The 21704-nt window shown below is 39.6% G+C and carries 21 protein-coding genes, 1 tRNA gene and 1 riboswitch; of the genes, 7 read left to right on the top strand and 15 right to left on the bottom strand.

Annotated elements, in window-relative coordinates; all coding sequences use genetic code 11:
* Positions 1–7: 7 nt before the first annotated feature.
* The 8 genes from thiD to AAAY30_RS08860 all read right to left on the bottom strand — a co-directional run bounded on the left by thiD (position 8) and on the right by AAAY30_RS08860 (position 5498).
* Positions 8–799: a bifunctional hydroxymethylpyrimidine kinase/phosphomethylpyrimidine kinase gene (gene thiD / locus AAAY30_RS08895; protein WP_303248584.1), complete on the bottom strand. Its 792-nt coding sequence runs from the start codon at positions 797–799 to the stop codon at positions 8–10.
* Position 800: 1 nt separating this feature from the next.
* Entirely contained in the window at positions 801–1445 is a 645-nt protein-coding gene (gene thiE, locus AAAY30_RS08890) for a thiamine phosphate synthase (protein WP_303248585.1), read from the bottom strand.
* Positions 1446–1451: 6 nt separating this feature from the next.
* Positions 1452–2051 (bottom strand): thiamine phosphate synthase, encoded by a 600-nt coding sequence (locus AAAY30_RS08885; RefSeq protein ID WP_444432499.1) that lies wholly within the window; start codon positions 2049–2051, stop codon positions 1452–1454.
* Positions 2044–3201 (bottom strand): 2-iminoacetate synthase ThiH, encoded by a 1158-nt coding sequence (thiH, locus tag AAAY30_RS08880; protein WP_303248587.1) that lies wholly within the window; start codon positions 3199–3201, stop codon positions 2044–2046. Before thiH ends, AAAY30_RS08885 begins: the two co-directional genes overlap by 8 nt.
* Before the next feature lie 10 nt (positions 3202–3211).
* Complete coding sequence (locus tag AAAY30_RS08875) at positions 3212–3982, bottom strand: thiazole synthase (protein ID WP_117704316.1); 771 nt, start codon at positions 3980–3982, stop codon at positions 3212–3214.
* A 36-nt stretch (positions 3983–4018) separates the two neighbouring features.
* Positions 4019–4216, bottom strand: coding sequence for a sulfur carrier protein ThiS (gene thiS, locus AAAY30_RS08870; RefSeq protein WP_022234152.1), 198 nt, complete (start codon positions 4214–4216; stop codon positions 4019–4021).
* Between the two features lie 81 nt (positions 4217–4297).
* Positions 4298–4402: riboswitch (TPP riboswitch) on the bottom strand.
* 65 nt (positions 4403–4467) lie between these two features.
* The gene (locus AAAY30_RS08865; protein WP_302484035.1) at positions 4468–5397 is read right to left on the bottom strand and encodes a PH domain-containing protein; all 930 of its coding nucleotides are present in this window, start codon (positions 5395–5397) and stop codon (positions 4468–4470) included.
* Positions 5376–5498 (bottom strand): hypothetical protein, encoded by a 123-nt coding sequence (locus tag AAAY30_RS08860; RefSeq protein WP_499215667.1) that lies wholly within the window; start codon positions 5496–5498, stop codon positions 5376–5378. The genes AAAY30_RS08865 and AAAY30_RS08860 overlap by 22 nt, the downstream gene beginning before the upstream one ends.
* Before the next feature lie 270 nt (positions 5499–5768).
* On the opposite strand from AAAY30_RS08860, the gene pyrB reads away from it, so the two are divergent.
* Positions 5769–6836, top strand: a complete 1068-nt coding sequence (pyrB, locus tag AAAY30_RS08855) for an aspartate carbamoyltransferase (protein WP_294655606.1) — start codon at positions 5769–5771, stop codon at positions 6834–6836.
* A gap of 15 nt (positions 6837–6851) precedes the next feature.
* Positions 6852–7457, top strand: coding sequence for an HdeD family acid-resistance protein (locus tag AAAY30_RS08850; protein WP_302703539.1), 606 nt, complete (start codon positions 6852–6854; stop codon positions 7455–7457).
* A gap of 57 nt (positions 7458–7514) precedes the next feature.
* Here the strand turns inward: AAAY30_RS08850 and AAAY30_RS08845 are convergent, their stop codons facing one another.
* The gene (locus AAAY30_RS08845; RefSeq protein ID WP_337781832.1) at positions 7515–8855 is read right to left on the bottom strand and encodes a CCA tRNA nucleotidyltransferase; all 1341 of its coding nucleotides are present in this window, start codon (positions 8853–8855) and stop codon (positions 7515–7517) included.
* 16 nt (positions 8856–8871) lie between these two features.
* On the bottom strand, positions 8872–11202 hold the full coding sequence (locus AAAY30_RS08840) for an HAD-IC family P-type ATPase (RefSeq protein WP_499215666.1): 2331 nt from the start codon (positions 11200–11202) through the stop codon (positions 8872–8874).
* A 174-nt stretch (positions 11203–11376) separates the two neighbouring features.
* Here AAAY30_RS08840 and spoIVB point away from each other — a divergent pair, with 174 nt between their 5' ends.
* Both spoIVB and spo0A read left to right on the top strand, forming a co-directional pair.
* Positions 11377–12396, top strand: a complete 1020-nt coding sequence (gene spoIVB / locus AAAY30_RS08835) for a SpoIVB peptidase (protein ID WP_337781830.1) — start codon at positions 11377–11379, stop codon at positions 12394–12396.
* Positions 12397–12545: 149 nt separating this feature from the next.
* A complete protein-coding gene (gene spo0A, locus AAAY30_RS08830; RefSeq protein ID WP_022233870.1) occupies positions 12546–13316 on the top strand; it encodes a sporulation transcription factor Spo0A in 771 nt (256 codons plus the stop codon).
* 158 nt (positions 13317–13474) lie between these two features.
* Here the strand turns inward: spo0A and AAAY30_RS08825 are convergent, their stop codons facing one another.
* Positions 13475–14173, bottom strand: a complete 699-nt coding sequence (locus tag AAAY30_RS08825) for a 4Fe-4S binding protein (protein ID WP_195410011.1) — start codon at positions 14171–14173, stop codon at positions 13475–13477.
* Between the two features lie 88 nt (positions 14174–14261).
* Between AAAY30_RS08825 and AAAY30_RS08820 the strand changes: the two genes are divergently transcribed.
* On the top strand, positions 14262–14921 hold the full coding sequence (locus AAAY30_RS08820; protein WP_195410012.1) for a Crp/Fnr family transcriptional regulator: 660 nt from the start codon (positions 14262–14264) through the stop codon (positions 14919–14921).
* 166 nt (positions 14922–15087) lie between these two features.
* Here AAAY30_RS08820 and AAAY30_RS08815 read toward each other — a convergent pair whose 3' ends face one another.
* Positions 15088–16038: an L-lactate dehydrogenase gene (locus AAAY30_RS08815; RefSeq protein ID WP_186934687.1), complete on the bottom strand. Its 951-nt coding sequence runs from the start codon at positions 16036–16038 to the stop codon at positions 15088–15090.
* Positions 16039–16248: 210 nt separating this feature from the next.
* On the opposite strand from AAAY30_RS08815, the gene AAAY30_RS08810 reads away from it, so the two are divergent.
* Positions 16249–17610, top strand: a complete 1362-nt coding sequence (locus tag AAAY30_RS08810) for a sodium-dependent transporter (RefSeq protein ID WP_195410013.1) — start codon at positions 16249–16251, stop codon at positions 17608–17610.
* Positions 17611–17785: 175 nt separating this feature from the next.
* Here AAAY30_RS08810 and AAAY30_RS08805 read toward each other — a convergent pair whose 3' ends face one another.
* From AAAY30_RS08805 to AAAY30_RS08795, 3 genes are all read right to left on the bottom strand, one after another.
* Positions 17786–19993: a polyribonucleotide nucleotidyltransferase gene (locus AAAY30_RS08805; RefSeq protein ID WP_337785548.1), complete on the bottom strand. Its 2208-nt coding sequence runs from the start codon at positions 19991–19993 to the stop codon at positions 17786–17788.
* A 196-nt stretch (positions 19994–20189) separates the two neighbouring features.
* The gene (gene rpsO / locus AAAY30_RS08800; protein WP_022233876.1) at positions 20190–20453 is read right to left on the bottom strand and encodes a 30S ribosomal protein S15; all 264 of its coding nucleotides are present in this window, start codon (positions 20451–20453) and stop codon (positions 20190–20192) included.
* Positions 20454–20672: 219 nt separating this feature from the next.
* On the bottom strand, positions 20673–21056 hold the full coding sequence (locus AAAY30_RS08795) for a helix-turn-helix domain-containing protein (RefSeq protein WP_249377436.1): 384 nt from the start codon (positions 21054–21056) through the stop codon (positions 20673–20675).
* Between the two features lie 188 nt (positions 21057–21244).
* On the opposite strand from AAAY30_RS08795, the gene AAAY30_RS08790 reads away from it, so the two are divergent.
* Positions 21245–21320: transfer RNA gene (locus AAAY30_RS08790), tRNA-Thr, on the top strand.
* Positions 21321–21704: the final 384 nt, after the last annotated feature.

Genomic DNA, 21704 nt, shown 5'->3' with positions numbered 1-21704 from the left:
TGCCTTTTCATTTAAAATTTTGTAAAATATAGTTATGCATCAGCGGTCCTCTGCCTTTGCCGAGGTCAAGTTTTACGCCGATTGCTTTTGTTACATACGCCTTTGCGTTCTCAACGGCTTGAGGAATTTCAAAGCCTTTCGCAAGATTGCTTGCTATTGCGCTTGAAAGCGTACATCCGGTGCCGTGAGTATTGGGATTGTCAATTCTTACCGAGGGGTAAGTATAAAACTCGCCGTCAGAGTAAAGCAAATCATCACTGCAATCCTCTAAATGACCGCCCTTACAGAGTACGGCACAGCCGTATTTATCGGAAATTATTTTAGCGGCATTTTGCATATCCTGTAAATTTTTGATATTAATTCCGCTCAAAATTTCAGCCTCGGGTACATTCGGAGTGACAAGTGCGGAAATCGGCAAAAGGTATTTTTTCAGATTTTCAAGTCCCTGCTCGCTTATGAGCCTGCTGCCACTGGTAGATACCATTACAGGGTCGGTCACAATATTTTTTGCTTTGTAAAAATTGAGCTTGTCGGCAATTACTTTTGCGGAATTGTTGCCGTAAACCATACCTATTTTTACTGCGTCCGGAAAAATATCGGTAAACACACAGTCAAGCTGATTTGCTATAAACTCGTCGCTCGTCTGCTCAATACCGTATACACCCGTTGTGTTTTGCGCCGTAAGGGCGGTAATGACGCTCATTGCATAGCAATAGTGCATTGTTATTGTTTTTATATCAGCCTGTATTCCCGCTCCTCCAGAGCAGTCGCTGCCGGCTATTGTCAATACAGTTTTCAAACTAACCTCCGTAAATTACGCTGTCTGCAAGTTTTCTTAATTTTTGTGCGGCGGAACAGATATTGTCAGCGCCAAAAATCGCACTCACCACGGCAATGCCGCTTATACCGCAATTTTCAAGCTGCGGTATATTATCTGCGCTTACACCGCCGATTGCCACAACAGGAATACCGACAGCGCCACATATTTTCTTAAGATTTTCTGTACCGAGGTATTTTGCGTCTGCCTTTGTAAGTGTGCCGAACACCGCACCGCTGCCTATGTAATCCGTTCCGCTCTGCTCTGCTTTTTTGGCAAGTTCAATTGTGCGTGCCGAGCCGCCGATTATTTTATCTTTACCGAGGATTTCTCTCGCCTTGGCAAGCTCCATATCGTTCTGACCGAGGTGCACACCGTCAGCACCTGTCTTTATTACAACATCTGCGTTATCGTTAATGATCAACGGTGCGTTATACTTTTGGCAAATTTTAAGCAGACTGTCTGCCTCTTTACAGAGTGTATCAAAATCGACTTCCTTATCTCTTAACTGAATCATTGTTGCGCCGCCTGATAAAGCCTGCTCAACGCTGTACTCAAGTCCACGGTCGCCTATGCATTTTCTGTCTGTAATCGCATATAACGCAAGCATATTTTTGTCAAATTTCACGCTGTATCACCCCAATTCACGCTTAATTTTCATAACTTCGTCATTTATATTTTCACTCTGCATAAGAAGTGACATAACGCATACACCGGCAAAATTCTTTCTGTTTACGGATTTTAATTCTTTTGCGGTATCGGCATTTATACCGCCTATTGCGTAGACGGGAATATTTACACTGTCACACACATTCCGCAAAAAATTCACCCCTTTACCCTTTAGTCCTTTTTTGCAGTCGGTTTCAAAAATATTACCCGCCGTAATGTAATCCGCTCCGTTTTCTTCGGCAAATATTGCGTCCTCCGTACTATGTACGGAAGTTCCGAGCAAATCAAAATCCTCTCTGCCCTTTAAATCTTTAAACGCACCGAAAGGCAGATGAATTTTTTTAACACCGAGTTTCACAGCGGTTTCGGGAAAATTATGTATAATCAATTTGTCTTTGTCACAAACCGAAAGCACATTTTTTGCAAGATTGAAGTATTCCTGTTCGGAAAGATATTTCTCCCTAAGAATTATATATTGTGTATCGGAATCGGATATTTTTTGTATTTTCTGTAAAAAATCATCTTTGCAAAGCGGCTTTGCCGTCACGCTTACTACATTACACATAGATGTAATCACTCATAACGGGCTGTAAGCCCTTATCGGTAAGAGCCTTGTAAACCTCGTCAACATTTCTGCTGTCTGAAATTTCAAACTGCTCGTCGCCCTTTTTCTCGCTTTCACCGCCGTGACCGCCTATTCCCACATCTACGCCTGCGGAAATCTTAGTTGCCGCAATGTCAACCACATTGTCACGGAAGCGCTGACACTCCCTCGTTGAAATAGTAATGCTTGCAAACGGCATAAACAATCTGTACGCACAAATAACCTGCAAAAGCTGCGGTTCGTGTACATCTTTCGGATTGATTTTATCGTTATTGATAATCGGTCTTAATCTTGGGCAGGAAAAAGCAATTTCTGCGTGCGGATACTTTCTTTGAATAAGATAAGCGTGCATACCTGTGGCAAATGCGTCTTTACGGAAGTCGCTAAGTCCTAAAAGCGCCGCAAAACCTACGCCACGCATACCGCCCATCAAAGCTCTTTCTTGAGTATTTACTCTGTACGGGAAAATTCTCTTATGACCCGCAAGGTGGAGCGTTTCGTATTTATCGGAATTATAGGTTTCCTGAAAAACGGTTACATAGTCGGCGCCACATTCGTGCACATAACGGTACTCGTCGCTGTTCATCGGATATACTTCAAGTCCTACGACTTTAAAATACTTTCTCGCAATTTTGCAAGCCTCGCCGATATACTTAACATCCGACATTTTTTTGCTTTCGCCTGTCAGAATAAGTATTTCCTGCAAGCCTGTCTTTGCAATTGCCTGCATTTCGTGCTCGATTTCCTCTGCGTTCAGCTTTGCACGGTGAATTTTATTGTGACAGTTAAAGCCGCAGTAAATACAGTAATTCTCACAATAATTTGAAATGTAAAGCGGTGTAAACATATTAACCGAGTTGCCGAAGTGCTTTTTTGTTTCAACCCTTGCCGCCTCGGCAATTTCTTCAAGCAAAGGCAATGCCGCAGGCGAAAGCAAAGCCTTAAAATCGTCAACAGTTTTTTCATCGTGCTCAAGTGCCCGTCTTACATCGTTTTCGGTATAAATCGACGGGTCATATCCATTCATTTCTGCAATTACTCTGTCGGGTATATCAGAATCAATCTGCTCCATATCGGGCAGATATTTCATATGGTCAATTCTTTCTTCCATTGTTCACGCCTCAACTTTCAAGAAATCCCGTAAGAGGTGATGATGCAGACGCACCGTTCTCAATTACTCTGCCAAGACCTGAAAGATAAGCCTGTCTGCCTGCCTCAATCGCCTTTTTAAATGCGTTTGCCATCATAGGAATATCACCTGCAGTGGCAATGGCGGTATTGCTCATTACAGCCGCCGCACCCATTTCCATAGCCTCGCAAGCCTGCGACGGTCTGCCGATACCTGCGTCAACAATAACAGGCAAGTCTATTTCGTTGATGATGATTTTAATAAATTCCTTTGTTGCTATTCCCTTGTTTGAACCTATCGGAGAGCCGAGCGGCATAATTGCGGCAGCACCCGCATCTCTTAAACTTCTTGCCACATTAAGGTCCGGATACATATACGGAAGTACCACAAAACCCTCTTTTGCAAGAATTTCGGTAGCCTTTACCGTTTCGTAATTATCCGGCAAAAGGTACTTTGAATCTCTGATTACCTCAATTTTAATAAAGTCGCCGCAGCCTGCTTCTCTTGCAAGTCTTGCAATTCTTACAGCCTCATCGGCATTTCTTGCACCCGAGGTATTGGGCAAAAGAGTAACATTCTTAGGAATATAGTCAAGAATATTTGCAACCTTGCCTGTTACAGCTCGTCTTAGTGCAAGAGTAATAATCTCTGCGCCTGCATTTTCAACTGCCGCTTTTATAAGGTCAAGCGAATACTTACCCGAACCGAGAATAAATCGGGAATTAAATTCGTGTCCGCCTAAAATCAGCTTATCATTTTCCATTATTATTATCTCCTTTATAATTTAATGCGTAAAAACTCAACAACCGCCGCCGACAAAATTTACGATTTCTACTACATCTCCGTCTTTGAGAACAGTAGCGGCGTAATTTGCCTTCGGCAGAATTTCCTCGTTAAGCTCAACCGCAATTCTCTGCGGTGAAATTGAATTTTCTTCAAGGTACTGCATAAGTGAAATTTCAATTTTATCAATATCAACTCCGTTTATTCTTATCATAACTTCACCTCCGAAAAGCAAAAAATAAAGTGCGCCGAACCGACGCACTTTGTATGTAAAATATTTACCGTAAGCCTATAACAAACTTACGCTGCAAAGTCCCTCCGTTGGCATTATCCAAATCAGGTTTACGGTCGAAATGTCAATTCATTTCCTCTCAGCCGCTCGGCTCCCGTTTTGTATTGTTTTCTTTATTATAGTACCAAAGCTGTAAAATGTCAAAACAAATTTATAAATATTTCTGCAAATTCTTACTGAATGTCCCAGCTGTCTTTGTTTTTGCCTGCGTTTGGACTGTCCCAGCTATCGTAATTGTTACTTCCGCCGTTTACCTCATAGCCGTTGTGAGTGTCACAATTTTCGCCCGTAAAATCGGGGTTGCTGTTGTAATCGGGATTGATATTCTGCGGATTTGCATTATAATTTCTGTTGTAATTTTGCGCATTGTTTTGATTATAATATGCGTTGCGCTGGTTATTGTAGTAAGCGTTCGGATTGCTGTTCTGTCCGTAAAAATTATTTGGATTTACTCCGCCGTTCGGATAATAATTTGTGTTGTAACCGTGGTTAGACTGCGGTCTGTAGTCGTTTGGGAATTGTGTATCGGCATAAATATCTGTCTGATACTTTTTTATAATGTTGCAAACTTCAACATAATCGGGAATATCGGAAATAGTAAAATTATCAGAATGTCTGCTATTCGAACGAACAGCGGCGTAATGATGACATTCGGAAATAACATCGCCTACTCCGAGCCACTGGTCAAAAATACCTCTGTGAATATACACATGCGAAAGGTCTGTAAAAGGCTTAAAATTATACTGTTTGGAAAAACAGCCGTTTGTACTGTAAATTCCTTTATCGGTAATGGCATATTCCGTATTTTTCAGCTTTCTGAAAGAAAATATAACGCCGCCGAGATAAATCCATACAGGCATTAAATGAAGAGCGAAAAAGCCGACAAACATCCATACGCTTGAGTCTAACTCAGAAAGGTCGCTTGAGAAAATTTGACTTATAAACATAAAATCAAACATAAACCAAATGAAAGCAAAAATAAGCATTGGGTTAAAAATACACTCAAGCACAAAGCACGACTTCTTAGGTCTGCCCGACCACACAATTCGTTCGTTATTCATCATATTTTTTAAGTCATCGCTTACCTTGTAATCATCATACATAATTTGTTCTCCTCACATTTTCTCGAATTTTCCTTTTCGAAAACTATCTGACTGCCGACTGCCATTTTTAAAGTATCGGTCAAAGTATAATCGTAATTCAAAATCAATACCCTCTGTGTAGCAGTAAAATTTTGTCTATTTGTTGTATATTTCTTCCTATTATAATACATAATTTTGCAAAAGTCAAAAGAATATTTTTGAATAAAAAGTATAAAAAATAAGTTTATTCGGCAAATGTAATGTAATCTTAACAAAATATGTAATATACGGTTGTCGGTAAATGTAAATTTAAATGTTATTTTTCTTTATTGATATTAAAACCTTGTATATTTTTGATAAAATAGAAAAAAATTATAAAGGTAGTGTTTTTAATGGCTAATAAAAATCTTATTGACCTTGACGCAATGTCGAAAAAACAGCTTGATATGCTGATTAAAAAAGCTAAAAAAATTATGGAAAATCCTGCTGATTACAGACACGCCTGCGACGGCAAAATTCTTGCTACGCTTTTCTATGAGCCGAGCACAAGAACTCAAATGTCTTTTCAGACTGCAATGCTCAAACTCGGCGGCAGAACAATCGGTTTTGACAATCCGCTCAATTCTTCCGTTGCCAAAGGTGAAAGCCTTAAAGATACCATAACAATTGTAGGCGGCTATGCCGACATTATCGCAATGCGCCACCCTGTAGAGGGTTCTGCTATGGCTGCGTCTATGTATGCAGGCGTTCCGTTTATCAACTGCGGCGACGGCGGACATCTTCACCCTACACAAACTCTTGCCGATATAGTTACTTTAAGCTGCGAAAAAGGCAGACTTGATAACCTAAAAATCGGTATCTGCGGCGACCTATTAAACGGCAGAACCGTACATTCACTCATAAAGGCACTTTCGCAGTACGATAACAATTCATTTGTGCTTATTTCCACAAAAGAATTACAAGTACCGCTTTACATTATTGATATTCTTGAAAAGAACAACTGTAAATATGAATTTTCAAATGACCTTGCAAGTTCTATTTCCGACCTTGATGTACTTTATATGACAAGAATACAGCAGGAACGCTTTGCAAGCAAAGAGGAATACGAAAAGCAGAAGTATGTATTTGTTCTTGACAAAGAGAAACTTGCAAAAGCCAAGGAAGATATGATCATTCTTCATCCGCTGCCAAGAGTAAACGAAATCACGGTTGACATAGACGACGACCCCCGTGCCCTGTACTTTAAGCAGGCACTCTACGGTATGTACGGCAGAATGGCACTTATTCTCCTGCTTTTACAGGATGACGACTTTATGCTTAAGGACAGAGAAATCTCTGTTATAGACAAACGCTGTACAAATCCGAGATGCATTACCGCACGGGAAGAATACCTGCCGAATCGTTCATACTTAAAACTCGGTATGCAGATGTGCGACTACTGCGACAAGCGCATTGACTGATGAGGTGATTGATTAATGAGCAAAAGCAAAAATAAAAAACACGGCAAGGCAATTTCTACCGCCATTATCTCGGCTCTTGCCTATATTGTACTCGGCTTTGTTATGATTTTTTATCCCGACAAGGTAAGCATTGCGCTTTGCTATACGCTCGGCGGTGCGCTGACGGTTTACGGACTGTTTAATCTCATAACATATTTCACTTCAAAACAAGCGTCTTTCGGCTTTGAAATGATTGTCGGCATTGCGGCTACCGCATTCGGAGTTTTCTTCTTGATTTCTCCGCAGTCGATTTTAGGAATGATATTCGCAATAATCGGTATTTTGATTATCGTTGACAGTACCATTGATATTAAAAGGTCGTTTCAGTTAAAGACGCTCGGAGTAAAATATTGGTGGATAAGTTTTGTGGTTTCCGCACTTATTATAATTTTTGCGATTACAACAATTATCTTCCCCGGTTTCTTTGCGGATATAATTATGATTATTTTAGGAATCGCTCTTGTATATGAGGGCATTTCAGGACTTACACTTATCGCTACAATCGGACACTATGCAAAGAAAATTTCAAACGAATCTCAAATGATAAACATCACTCCCGATAACGAGTATGATGATGATTAAAAACAATTTAACCGCAGATAAGCCGACACTTATCTGCGGTTTTTGTTTGCGATATAATTAATCTATTCCGCTCAATTCTTTTGCTTTCTGCATAAGGATTGAGTTTTTATTTTCGATTTTTTCGTCAATCACCATACCGAGCAATTTATCAAGGATATTTCCGATTTGTTTGCCGTCGGTAATTCCTGTTTTTATCAAATCGTGACCGTTAATATCAAGCTGTTTCAGCGTAAAACAATCCTTTTCCTTTATAACTTCTTCAAATGCGGCACAGGCAAGATTATACTTGCTCATTTTTTCATCTCTAAGGTACATAGACTGTGCCGTTAAATCGGCATACTGCACCTTTAAAAGCCTGCGCATATCAGTTTCACCGATTTTGTTCATCACTCGTTTTATCTGCGGTTTACTGCCTGTAAACCTTACATCATGAAACGCAATCAGCGTTACGCAATCGTCTATAAAATCCCGTGGATACTTAAGGCGCTCAAGTATTTGCTCTGCCATTACTGCGCTGAATTTTGGATGACCCTTAAAATGAGCCGTACCGTCAGGGTCACGCTTGCAAGCCATAGGTTTGCCCAAATCATGAAAAAGCATGGTAATTCGCAAAAGCGGAGTCGGGTCGATATTTGTCATTGCACAGGTGGTGTGCCTCCAAAGCGTTTTGTTATGATGTTTGGTATGTTGGTCGTACCCAAACATAATTGATATTTCGGGCAAAAATACCGCAAACACATCTTTAAACCTGCGCATTATGTACTCACAGCTTTCTCCGCATACAAGTTTGTTGAACTCGACGGTTATGCGTTCGGCGGCAATATTATTCAAAAGTTTTTTACATTCAAAAATTGCATTGGCGGTATGCTTTTCTATCGCCATATTATAGCACGAGGCAAAGCGCAGAGCACGCATAATACGCAATGCGTCCTCGGTAAAGCGCTCAACGGGATTACCTACACAGCGCACCGCCATAAGCTCAAGGTCGTATGCGCCGTCAAACGGATCTACAAGACCTGTACGGTCGCTGTAAGCCATAGCGTTTACGGTAAAATCTCTGCGTGACAAATCCGTAACCAAATCATCCGTAAATTCTACCTTTTCAGGGTGACGATTATCGAAATACTCTCCGTCAATGCGAAAAGTTGTAATTTCATACACGAAAGAATTTATCACTACAGACACAGTACCGTGCTTTATTCCGGTGTCGAAAGTATGAAAATCAGAAAAAAGACGAAGAATATCCTGCGGCAAAGCATCGGTACAAATATCCCAATCATTTGGCTCTTTTTGCAGTAAAGAATCACGCACACAGCCGCCCACCGCATATGCGGAAAAACCGTTTTTCTCAAATCTGTCAATTATCATTCTGACATCGGTCGGTAATTTAATTTTCACACTTTCAACCCCTTTCTTATTTATATTTGTTTTTATTTTTCTCAATCAGCTTTTCGGCATAATTATAAAGAAGATTGAATAATACAATTGTAAATGCCGACAGCAAACCGAACAAAATAAGTCCGTCAACCGAAAGCCATACAAGCGAGAAGAATCCGGCAAAGAATACACAACCGAGCACAATGCCGACCGCCGACACAGTAAGCATAGCAATTCTCAATGCATTAAACGGATATGAAAGTCTTAAAATGAGCATATAAGCACACAATGCCGTCATATATACACATATTGTAGAATACTCGTCAGGTGCAAGCGTTGTAAACTTCGTAATAACAGCCATACCTATGATATTGAGAACGGTACAGAATGCGGCAGGCACCGCTCTTGCAATTATATTGTAGGTAAAATTACCTTTAATTCGGTTTTTATTAGGCTGCAAAGCAAGCACAAAGGACGGCAAACCTACCGTAAGAGTGCCAACAAGTGAAAAATGAATAGGCTCAAACGGATACGGCATATGAAAGAATATGAAGAATACCGAAAGTATGATTGTATAAATTGTTTTTACAATATACAAAGCCGAACTGCGTTCGAGGTTATTGATTGTTCGTCTGCCCTCTGCCACAACACCCGGCATTGATGCAAAATCATTATTAACGAGCACAAGTTGTGACACATTTCTTGCGGCGTCACTTCCTGCCGCCATTGCGATTGAACAGTCTGCCTCTTTTAATGCAAGCACATCGTTTACACCGTCGCCCGTCATAGCAACAGAATGACCTTTTTTCTTAAGCGCAATTACAAGCTGTTTTTTCTGTTGAGGAGTAACTCTGCCGAACACACTGCAATTTTCCGCCGCTTTTTCAAGTTCTTCCTGTGTTTTTACAGTAGTCATATCAATTGCGTTTTCCGCACCTGTTATGCCCGTATCTTTTGCGATATTCTGAACGGTTTTTACACTGTCACCCGAAATAACCTTAAGTGCCACTCCCTGTTCTTTAAAATAATTTATGGTATCGTTTACATTTTCACGGAGTTTATCTTTAATAAGAACAACGGCAAGCGGAGTAATATCGTCGGGCAAACCGTTACCGAGCGACTTTTCGGAAGAGGCAAGAACAATAATTCTTACCGTATCGTTAATGCTTTCAATGGTATCAAATACCTCTTTATACTTATTCTTATCCTTAAATATAAATTCAGCAGCACCCATTACATAGGATTTACCGTTATCAAAATCGCCGCCCGACCACTTGGTTTCGGACGAGAACGGATAAAATTTTTTACAGCCGATATGCTTTTGTCCTTTTGCGTACTTTTCAATTGCAAGCAAAGTTGCGTTTTTGTCGTCGGAATATTTTGCGATTGAGGCAAGCGCCGTGCCGATTTCTTCCTTATTACACATAGTGATAACATCAGTAACATTCATCTCATCGGTAGTGAGAGTGCCCGTTTTGTCAAGGCAGAGTACATCAACCCTTGCGAGAGTTTCTATGCAATACATCTCCTGCACAAGCACCTTTTGCCGTGTCAATCGTATAATAGAAACAGCGAGCACGGAACTTGTAAGCAAAATCATACCCTTAGGAATCATACCGAGCAAAGCCGCAACCGTACTTACAACAGTAGCCTGCAAATCGCCGTCATTGATACCAAACTGTCTTATAAAGAAAGCGATGCCTACGGGAAAAAGAATAAAAGTACATATTTTTATAATAAAATTAAAGGAACGCAAAATTTCCGAATTAACTTTCTTTATGTACTTTGCCTCATCGTTAATTTTTGCCGCATAGCTTTCTGCGCCGACTTTGTTTGCCTTTGCGTAACATTTGCCAAGACTGATAAAACTGCCCGAAAGCAGTTCGTCACCGACCTTTTTTTCTATAAGATCCGATTCGCCTGTAAGCAGGCTTTCATTTACCTTGCATTCGCCCTCACACACAATACAGTCGGCGGGAATCTGGGAGCCTCTGGAAAGAACAACCACATCGTCCTGTACAATTTCATCTCTGCTTATTTCGCACTCTCTGCCGTCACGCACGACAGTAACTTTCTTTTCGGAAAGGATAGTCAGTTTATCTACACTTTTCTTTGAACGAATTTCCTGCACTATACCGATTGTTGTGTTGGCAATCATAATGCCGATAAAAAGCATATTCTTGTAAGAGCCGACAAACGCAAGCGCCGCAAGCAACACAACATTGATTGCGTTAAACAAAGTACAAATATTATCTCTGAATATTCTGCCGATTGATTTTGTTTTTAAATTTGAGGTAATATTTATCTTACCTTCCGCTACTCTGCGACTTACCTCTTGCGAAGTAAGTCCTTTTAAATTAGTATCCATTCTAATTCCTTTCAATGTAAAATTTTTTAATTTATAAAAATAATAACATTTTTGACTTACAAACTGCTTTAATTACTTTTTATCTTCCAAAAAAATTTTTAATAATAAAAAATCCTGTTTTCTTATATTATAAATGCAAAAACTAAGAATTGCAACGGAAAGTAGGTGATTTTTTTGATTTTTTTTAAATTTTTTAATAAATTTTTATCAGTTGCCCTTACAGCTATTATTTCACTTTCTGCCACTGCTATTCCCTGCAACAGCGGAGAACTGCCGGAATATGTTTATCTCGGCGGTGAACCGTTTGGACTTAAAATGTATTCGGACGGTGTTATGATAGTTGAACTCGAAAGTTATTTTGACGGCAGTAAATATGTTTGTCCCGCAAAAAAAGGCGGACTTAAAGAAAGCGATATTATAAAGGAAATTAACGGTACTAAAATTACAAGCAATGAAACACTGCGGGAAGCTACGCTTAATTCAGACGGAAATACCCTTGAAGTAACCTTTAAGCGTGACAACAAAACGCTTACAAAAGAGATAGTTCCTGTAAAAAACACGGCCGGCAATTATCTCATAGGCGCTTGGGTGCGTGACAGTAGTGCAGGCATAGGCACTGTAACCTATTATGACAAAAGCGAAAATTACTTTGCGGGTCTTGGTCACGGCATTTGCGACTGCGACACTTACACGCTTATGCCGCTTGCCTCGGGTGAAGCGGTTATAGCGGAAATAAGCAGTGTAACAAAAAGCACAAACGGCTCCCCCGGCAGTCTTAACGGATATTTCTCCGACAAAGTTATAGGAAAAATTACCGATAACTGCGACATCGGAATATACGGCACATTTGATACTTCGCTTACAGAAAATAAAGAAAAACTTGAAGTTGCAAAAGAATCCGAACTGAAAACGGGTAAAGCGACTGTTTATACCACTCTTGAGGGCAATACGCCGAAAGCATACAGCATTGAAATTACAAGCATAAGCAGAAACACAAACTCTGCCGAAAGTTTTACGCTTAAAGTAACCGATGAAGAATTACTTGATAAAGCAGGCGGTATTGTTCAGGGTATGAGCGGCAGTCCTATTGTTATGGACGGTAAACTTGTAGGCGCTGTTACCCATGTTTTTGTAAACTCCACTAACGAGGGTTACGGAATATATGTTGGTAATATGATGCAAAATTACAAATAATTTAGCTAAATCCGTTGATTTTTGGCAGTTAATTATTTTAACCAAAAAAATTTTATTATTTATTGAATTTTTTTGCTTGGAAAGTATTGCCAAAATTACCATTTTATGGTAATATAATCTCATAGAAAAATTACTGGGGGAAATAATCAATGGAAAAAGCAATCAAACTCATCATCACAGAAGAAGCATCCGAATTTTCGCAGGAAAGCAATGCAACAATGGAAAATTACAACATTACGCCTGCTTTCTGCTCAAAAGACGGAGAAGAACTGTTGAACCGCATTAAGGCAGAACAGCCGGATGTAGTCCTTATGGATTCATTTATGACCAGACTCGACGCAATAGGCGTAATGCGCAGTGTAAGACGAGATAAACTTAAAGCTCCGCTTTTCATAGTATTCTCATCATTCCACAACGCAATTCTCGAACAGCAGGTTATGAATTCGGGAGCGTCTTATTTTGTACTCAAGCCGTATGACATTTCAGAACTTTGTCAGAATATTGTAAATATGACAAAGCGCAGTAAAGAAAGTTTCATCGGAAATCCCGTAACTTTTGACGCATTCGGCATTGAGCTTAAAGTAACTGAAATTTTGCACGAAATCGGCGTTCCCGCTCATATCAAAGGCTATCACTATTTAAGGGATTCAATTATTATGTCGGTTGAACATCCCGAAATAATCAATGCGGTTACAAAACAATTATATCCGTCTGTAGCAAAGAAATACGAAACCACATCATCCAGAGTTGAAAGAGCAATTCGCCATGCAATTGAAGTTGCTTGGGACAGAGGAGATGTTGATGTGCTTAATTCCTACTTCGGCTACACTATCCACAACGACAGAGGCAAGCCAACCAACAGCGAATTTATTGCTATGATTTCTGATAAGTTAAGATTACAGATTAAAAACGCAAGCTGATAAATTTTACTCAAGGGCTGTCCGAATGGGCAGTCCTTGAAAATATTATACCGTTTTATTCCGTGAATATTCTTTTTTAAATTTAATCGAAATCCGCACTCCCCCGCCTACATAAAAAAGCCTCTACAAATGTAAAGGCTTTAGTTGAAATTTATTATTTAATCTAAAATTTTACCGTCAGTGGAAATTGTAACAACCTGCCACGGTATAAACTTTCCGCTGTTTTGCAACGCTCTTTTTACAGCGTACTCAAGACCTCCGCAGCACGGTACTTCCATACGAACTACGGTTACGCTCCAAATATTGTTATTTGCAATTATACTTTCAAGTTTTTCGCTGTAATCGATATCGTCAAGTTTAGGGCAGCCTATGAGTGTAATTTTTCCACGCATAAAATCATTGTGCATCTGCGCATAAGCATATGCTGTGCAGTCGGCGGCAATAAGCAGCTTTGCGCCGTCAAAGTACGGAGCGTTTACAGGCACAAGTTTTATCTGACACGGCCACTGACCAAGGTGTGACGGCATTTTTACGTCTTCCGCAAAAGCAGTATTTTTAGAGCTTTCTCTGTTAAATGTCTGCAGTCTGTGTCCGGGGCAGCCGCCGAATGCTTCTGACTTTTTCTTCATATTGGCTTTTACCGCCTCTTCATCATATGCGAGAGCCTCACGCTCAACAAAAGAAATCGCACCCGTAGGGCAGGTTGGCAGACAGTCACCGAGTCCGTCGCAATAATCATCACGCAAAAGTTTAGCCTTACCGTTTACCATTGTAATCGCACCCTCGTGACAGGCATTTGCACAAGCACCGCAACCGTTACACTTTTCTTCATCTATATTTATAATTCTTCTTATCATCTTAAATACCTCCGTATTGATTTTGCAAATAAATTATAATATAATCAGAAAAGAAATTATGTTGTTATAGCAACGAAATGAGGCTTTTATGAAATTTTGTGATATACTTTTATTTAAAAATATGTCCGAACAGGAAATTACTCAAATGAACAAGAGTAAATTTATGAAAAAACGCATTTATGCCAAAAACACACATATTTATCATATGGGAGATGTTATAGACAGCGTAGGAATTGTGCTCTCGGGAAATGTCATTATAGAGAACATTGATATATGGGGCAATAAAAGTATAATCAGTTATGCAAATGAAGGAGAAATTTTTGCGGAAACCTATGCCCTTTCGCAAACTCCGATGATGGTCGATGTTGTATGCGCCGAATGTTGCGAAATTTTATTTATAAATTTAAAAAACGCTCTTAAACCGGAAAACAGCAATCAGCCGTGGTACCCGAAATTTATGAACAGTCTGCTTATGCTTTCGGCTCAAAAAAATCTTGCTCTTTCACGAAGAATTTTTTGCACTTCATCAAAAGCAGTGCGTACAAGAGTTCTTGCCTATCTGTCGGAAGAATCGGTAAAAGCCGATTCCACAGACTTTGAAATACCGTTTGACCGTCAGCAGATGGCAGATTACTTAAATCTCGACCGCAGTGCTCTTTCTAAAGAACTTAGCAAAATGAAATCAGACGGTATTTTAGACTACAGAAAAAATCATTTTGTTTTGCTTGATACAGGAACTGATTTGTAAGAGGTTATTTGGGATTTATAGTATTGGGAAATTTTTTAATTGCATAACGAAACACTACGCTATCCCATAATTATCATACTATCATAAAAATTCATTACAACTTATTGCACAATTAAATATAAAAGCAAAAAGGTGACTGAGTTTTCAGCCACCTTTTACTCTGCTTTTAAATTTCGCAATCATCAAGAATACTGCGCAAAGTATCGGCAGATTTCTTAAGATTGATTTCTTCGTCCTCGCTAAGAGAAATCGGAACTTTAGTTTCAATACCGTTTGCACCCACAATCGACGGCATACTAAGCACTACATCGTCAATACCAAACTCGCCGTGCATCAGTGAAGAAATAGGAAGTATGGATTTTTCGTCACGGATAATTGCCTCGCAAATTCTCTTTACCGCCATAGCAACACCGTAATATGTAGCACGCTTTTTCGCAATTATTTCATAGGCACTGTTTTTAACCTTTTCTGCGATATTTTCCTGCGATTTATCGTGATTATAGTGACCTCTCATCTCACAGAAATCATCAAGCGGAATACCCGAAACATTTGCACTGCTCCATACGGCAATTTCGCTGTCACCGTGCTCACCTATAATATATGCGTGCACACTCTGACTGTCAACCGACAAATGCTCACCGAGCTGACATTTAAGTCTTGCGGTATCAAGCACCGTACCCGAACCGATAACCCTGTTCTCCTCAAAACCCGAAAGTTTAAGAGCCGTATATGTAAGAATATCAACAGGGTTTGCAACCACAAGCAATATGCCGCGGCATTTTCTTTTTGCAATTTCAGGAATAATACTCTTAAAAATTCCGACATTCTTATGTACCAGGTCAAGTCTTGTTTCACCCGGCTTTTGTCCCGCACCGGCAGTAATTACAATAATTGAAGCATCAACTATATCGTCATAGCTACCTGCATAGATTTTCATATTTCCGACAAAAGGAATACCGTGGCTTATATCCATAGCCTCGCCCTCTGCCTTATCTTTGTCTGCGTCAATCAACACGATTTCCGAAAACATTTTGCTCTGCATTAACGCAAAAGCCGATGCCGAACCTACAAATCCGCAACCTATTATTGCGATTTTTCTTAAATTAACTTTATCCATTGTTTAACCCCCTAAAATAAAGTTTCTATTACGCTAAATCAGATAACTTAGTAATCACTACTTATTTTACTTTATTATATCACATATTTTGGAAAAATCAAGCAAAATAATAATAATTCTTATTTTATATACTTTATTTTTAAATTGCTTGACAATGTATATTAATATTTTATATAATTATAATGTATTTTGCCTTTTAGGAGATTATTTATGGAAAGAGAAAATTTTAAATCCAAACTCGGATTTATACTTGTCAGCGCAGGCTGTGCAATCGGTATCGGCAATGTATGGCGATTTCCTTATGTTACAGGTCAGAACGGCGGCGGAATATTTGTACTCCTTTACCTGCTGTTCCTCGTAATTATGGGCATACCCGTGCTGACTATGGAACTTGCAATCGGCAGAGCAAGTAAAAAAAGTGCCGTACTCGCATACAAAAAACTTGAAAAACCAAAAAGCAAGTGGCACATTCACGGTTGGTTCTGCATACTCGGCTGCTATCTGCTTATGATGTACTACACACCTGTATCGGGTTGGATGCTAAGCTACTTTTTCAAATTTGCAACGGGTACATTTGAAAGCGGAATGACGGCGGAACAGGTCGGCAATGTATTTTCAAATCTGATGTCTAATCCTGTTGAGATGATAATATGGATGGCTGTTATGGCTATTGCAGGATTTTTTGTGTGCAGCAAAGGCATACAAAACGGAATTGAAAAAGTCAGCAAGGTTATGATGATTTTATTGCTTGCGCTGATTGTTATTCTTGCGATAAACAGTCTTACTTTATCGGGTGCTGCCGAGGGCATAAAGTTTTACCTTGTTCCTGATTTAGAAAAAGTGCAGTCAATCGGAATCGGACATATAATTACATCAGCAATGAGCCAGGCATTCTTTACACTAAGCCTTGGCATTGCTTCTATGGAAATTTTAGGCAGTTATATGACAAGAGAAAAAACTTTGCCGAGCGAATCAATTAAAATTTGCATACTTGATACTTTTGTCGCTATCACCGCAGGACTTATCATCTTCCCTGCCTGTTTTTCATACGGAGTTGAGCCGAATCAAGGTCCTGCTCTTATATTTGTTACACTGCCGAATGTATTTGTAAATATGGCGGGCGGCAGAATTTGGGGCACGCTGTTCTTTATGTTTATGACCTTTGCGTGTTTCTCAACCGTAATTGCGGTGTTTGAAAATCTGATTTCGTTCTGTATTGATATGTTCAATATGAGCCGCACAAAATCCGTAATTATAAATGCAATAATTATGCTTATAGGCTGTCTGCCTTGCATTTTTGGATTTAATCTTTTAAGCGGATTCAATATTTTAGGCAAAGGCGTACTTGATATTGAGGACTTTGCTGTAAGCAATATTCTTCTTCCTGTAGGTGCATTCTTGTATTCGCTCTTCTGTTCAACAAAATTTGGTTGGGGATTTGACGGCTATTTGAATGAGTGTAATCAGGGCGAGGGTATCAAATTTCCAAGATTTTTTAAACCGTATATAAAATATGTATTACCTGTTCTTGTATTGATTGTATTTATTTCAGGATTTATTCCGCAGGGATAAATTTAAAGCTCATCGGTTTTAGATTATTTGCAAAACCAATGAGCTTTTCGTTTTATTTTTTTAATTCAAAAATATTAATAATTTATGGTTTAGCGTATTTGAGGCTAAATAATTAAAACAAACACTCCGCCTTGGCAATCCAAAGCGGAGTGTTTCACTGCTTTTTCAGCAGAATTTATCTTCTGTTGTTGTTTCTTCTCTCATTAAAAGGTCTGCGTGGGCGTGGCTTTCTCTCTGTATCTACATCGTTTTCAGGAGTAAGACCGTCAACATCTATGAGAACCTGACGACGGGAAAGGTTAAGTCTGCCCTTATCGTCGATTTCCATTACCTTAACACGGATAACATCGCCTACATTTACTACATCGGTTACCTTGTCTACACGCTTTACATCAAGCTGTGAAATGTGTACAAGACCCTCTTTGCCCGGAGCAATCTCTACAAATGCACCGAAGTCCATAAGTCTTGTTACCTTACCGAGGTACATAGCACCAGGCTCCGGATCAATAGCGATAGTCTTGATAATCTCAATAGCTCTGTTGCATTTGTCAGCATCAATACCCGATACGAATACCTTACCGTAATCGCCGTCTTCTTCAATGTCAACTTTAACTTCACATTCAGCCTGAATTTCCTTGATAACCTTACCGCTCTTACCGATAACCTCGCTGATTTTCTCGGCAGGAATTGTAGTTGTGTACATCTTAGGAGCATACGGAGAAAGTTCTTTTCTCGGCTCTGCAATAGCCTTGAGCATAACCTCATCGAGAATATAGTTACGAGCCTTATGTGTCTTTGCAAGTGCCTCTTTAATCATTTCAGGTGTAAGACCGCTGATTTTAAGGTCCATCTGAATAGCTGTAATGCCGTCTTTTGTACCTGCTACCTTAAAGTCCATATCGCCAAAGAAGTCCTCAAGACCCTGAATGTCAACCATTGTCATCCAACGCTCGCCCTCTGTAATAAGACCGCAAGAAATACCTGCAACAGGGGCTTTAATCGGAACACCGGCATCCATAAGTGCAAGTGTAGAACCGCAGATTGAACCCTGTGAGGTTGAGCCGTTTGAAGAAAGAACCTCTGATACAAGTCTTAATGCATATGGGAACTCCTCAACAGGCGGAATTACAGGAACGAGAGCACGCTCTGCAAGTGCGCCGTGACCGATTTCTCTTCTTCCCGGACCTCTGCTTGGCTTTGTTTCGCCTACTGAATAGCTCGGGAAGTTATAGTGGTGAATGTAACGTTTCTCTGTTTCGCCGTCAATACCGTCAAGCAACTGCTTGTCAGATACAGGGCCGAGAGTAGCGATTGTAAGAACCTGTGTCTGTCCTCTTGTAAATAAACCCGAACCGTGAACTCTCGGAAGTACAGAAACTTCTGCTGCGAGCGGACGAATATCATCCATACCTCTGCCGTCAACACGCTTCTGCTCGTCAAGCAGCCAACGACGAACGATGAACTTCTGTGTCTTGTAAAGGCACTCGTCAATAAGCGCTTCACTGTCAGGATAAATCTCATCAAATTTTGCGTGAACAGCCTCGTAAATAGGCTTTAATCTCTCGTCACGAACTGTCTTGTCATCGGTATCAAGAGCAACCTTTACATCTTCCTCTGCAAATGCCTTGATAGCCTCAAACATATCGTGGTCAGGCTCAAGACTTGCAAACTCAAACTTAGGCTTGCCGATTTCAGCCTTGATGCCCTCAATAAACTTAATAATCTTCTGGTTAGCCTCGTGACCTGCCATAATGGCATTGTACATCTCATCATCTGTAACGCAGTCTGCACCTGCCTCAATCATAGCAATTCTTGTGCTTGTTGACGCAACAGTAGTAGCCATCTTAGAAACCGCTCTCTGTGCCTCTGTCGGGTTGATGATGTACTCGCCGTCAATCATACCTACAGAACAGCCTGAAATAGGGCCGTTCCACGGAACATCAGAAATTGAAATAGCGATTGACGCACCTATCATAGCTGTAATTTCAGGTGAGCAGTCCAAGTCAACGCTCATTACGGTACAAACGATAGAAACATCGTTTCTCATGCTCTTGTCAAAAAGCGGACGAATCGGACGGTCAATTACACGGCTTGTAAGGATAGCCTTTTCTGACGGTCTGCCCTCCCTCTTGAGATAGGCACCCGGAATCTTACCTACGGCATACATCTTCTCTTCATAGTCAACTGAAAGCGGGAAAAAGTCAACGCCCTCTCTCGGCTTTGGAGATGCGGTAACAGCAACATGAACTGTTGTATCACCGTAATGTACAAGACAAGCACCGTTGGCAAGCTGTGTCATTTTACCTGTTTCAACCTTTAAAGGTCTGCCGGCAAATTCTGTTTCAAACACTCTGTATTTGTCGAATGTCATTAATCTGTTCATTGTAAAAATCCTTTCTGAAATCATACGATTTCTGTAATAAGCATCTTGCGGATTTTCACGCTGTTTTAGCAATAAAACCGATAAAAACAATAAAATTTTACAGATTTTTTACCCGTTTTACCGCTAAAATACAGCTGAGAAAATTTACGCAAAAACGGAATTTAGGGCAAGCTTGCGCTTGCCCTGATTTGCAAAATTACTTACGGATACCAAGTCTTGCAATGATAGAACGGTATCTCTCAATGTCTACCTTAATGAGGTAGTTGAGAAGGCTTCTTCTCTGACCAACCATCTTAAGAAGACCTCTTCTGCTGTGATGGTCTTTCTTATGAACCTTGAGGTGCTCTGTAAGGTCATTAATTCTCTTTGTAAGGAGAGCAATCTGTACCTCAGGAGAACCTGTGTCGCCTTCGTGAGTAGCGTACTCGGCCATGATAGCCTGCTTTTCTTCTTTTAACATTTGCGTTTCCACCTTTGTAAAAATTTTAGCCAACCGTCCCAGAGTAAGGCTGTGAAAATCCGAATTATCGGCTTAACCCTTGTTCCGAGGCAGCGGTCAACAAGTTGATTATAACACAAAGGATAATAAATGTAAAGGATTTTTACAAATTTTTATGTTCATTTTATGCGTGATTTTATTACATTTATTAATCCAAAATTAACCCCATGCTATCCGAAATCACTTATTAGCAATTTCCAATTTTTCTTTAATCTTATTAAGTGTATCCGCTTTATTTTCGTCGGACATTGCTCTGTAAGCAATCAAAAGCTTTTTTTCGTCATTTGAAAGATTATACAGTTTCAAAGTATCGTCAGGATCCTGAACTATCGGTAAGAAAGAACTTCCGTTACCAAGCAAAGTGTTATAATCCGTGCCGAAAATAGAAACAATTTTTCTTAAAACTTCATGGCTCGGCTCGGACACACCTGTTTCATACTTTGTATAGGTTGTTCTGTTAATATTCAAAATATCGGCAACCTGCTGCTGTGTAAGTCTGCAAAGTTCACGATGTTGTTTTAGTCTTAATGCAAAAGAACTGTTTTTTCCTTCGTATTTAGCCAATTCTACACACCCTTTGTATATAAATGCTTGATATATATTTTAACTATTACAACAATTATAATACAAAGTTTATAATAATTCCACAAAAGTGAATATAAATCACTGTAAATTATTACCATATTGTTCCCAAAATAAGTCTTGAAATTTTCAAATATTCGTTGTATAATAGATATTGTCAGTCACGATTTGCTGGTGTGGCACAGTTGGTAGCGCAACTGATTCGTAATCAGTAGGTCGACGGTTCAAGTCCGTTCACCAGCTCCAAAGCAAAAACCGCATAGCCAAGCCGTTTTTAAGGCTTGTATGCGGTTTTTCTTTTTGCCTGTTTCCCGTAAAACATTGCTTTTAACTGTATTATAATATGAAAATACAGTAAAAACCCCTCACCTACTCCTATTAACTAAGCAAGTCACTGATTTTATATGCTTATATTTTTTATGTTTTTAATACAAGGCGGATTTTAAATCAAATGCAAAATAACCTTTTACATCTAAATAATACTAAATTATGCCGTAAAATTAAGGTGTAGTAATACATACCCATAACAATTTTTGTTAAAACGGTTATTTATCACAAGTTTTGGTAAATTATGGTTTAGGAAACTGTTTTATCAAGCAATTGTAAAAGTTTGGTCGACCTTTTCAAAGG

It is taken from the genome of Ruminococcoides bili, assembly GCF_040093295.1.
GTDB classification, from domain to species: domain Bacteria; phylum Bacillota; class Clostridia; order Oscillospirales; family Acutalibacteraceae; genus Ruminococcoides; species Ruminococcoides intestinale_A.
Note: the sequence above shows the minus strand (reverse complement) of the source record. Positions and strands in the feature narration are given on the sequence as shown.

Excerpts from the sequence above, each read along its gene's own strand:
- AAAY30_RS08815 (WP_186934687.1), bottom strand. The coding sequence starts at position 16,038 with ATGGATAAAGTTAATTTAAGAAAAATCGCAATAATAGGTTGCGGATTT.
- AAAY30_RS08805 (WP_337785548.1), bottom strand. The coding sequence starts at position 19,993 with ATGAACAGATTAATGACATTCGACAAATACAGAGTGTTTGAAACAGAA.
- AAAY30_RS08850 (WP_302703539.1), top strand. The coding sequence starts at position 6,852 with ATGAGCAAAAGCAAAAATAAAAAACACGGCAAGGCAATTTCTACCGCC.
- thiS (WP_022234152.1), bottom strand. The coding sequence starts at position 4,216 with ATGATAAGAATAAACGGAGTTGATATTGATAAAATTGAAATTTCACTT.
- AAAY30_RS08875 (WP_117704316.1), bottom strand. The coding sequence starts at position 3,982 with ATGGAAAATGATAAGCTGATTTTAGGCGGACACGAATTTAATTCCCGA.
- thiH (WP_303248587.1), bottom strand. The coding sequence starts at position 3,201 with ATGGAAGAAAGAATTGACCATATGAAATATCTGCCCGATATGGAGCAG.
- spo0A (WP_022233870.1), top strand. The coding sequence starts at position 12,546 with ATGGAAAAAGCAATCAAACTCATCATCACAGAAGAAGCATCCGAATTT.
- rpsO (WP_022233876.1), bottom strand. The coding sequence starts at position 20,453 with ATGTTAAAAGAAGAAAAGCAGGCTATCATGGCCGAGTACGCTACTCAC.
- AAAY30_RS08825 (WP_195410011.1), bottom strand. The coding sequence starts at position 14,173 with ATGATAAGAAGAATTATAAATATAGATGAAGAAAAGTGTAACGGTTGC.
- AAAY30_RS08810 (WP_195410013.1), top strand. The coding sequence starts at position 16,249 with ATGGAAAGAGAAAATTTTAAATCCAAACTCGGATTTATACTTGTCAGC.
- AAAY30_RS08820 (WP_195410012.1), top strand. The coding sequence starts at position 14,262 with ATGAAATTTTGTGATATACTTTTATTTAAAAATATGTCCGAACAGGAA.
- AAAY30_RS08885 (WP_444432499.1), bottom strand. The coding sequence starts at position 2,051 with ATGTGTAATGTAGTAAGCGTGACGGCAAAGCCGCTTTGCAAAGATGAT.
- AAAY30_RS08865 (WP_302484035.1), bottom strand. The coding sequence starts at position 5,397 with ATGTATGATGATTACAAGGTAAGCGATGACTTAAAAAATATGATGAAT.
- AAAY30_RS08840 (WP_499215666.1), bottom strand. The coding sequence starts at position 11,202 with ATGGATACTAATTTAAAAGGACTTACTTCGCAAGAGGTAAGTCGCAGA.
- pyrB (WP_294655606.1), top strand. The coding sequence starts at position 5,769 with ATGGCTAATAAAAATCTTATTGACCTTGACGCAATGTCGAAAAAACAG.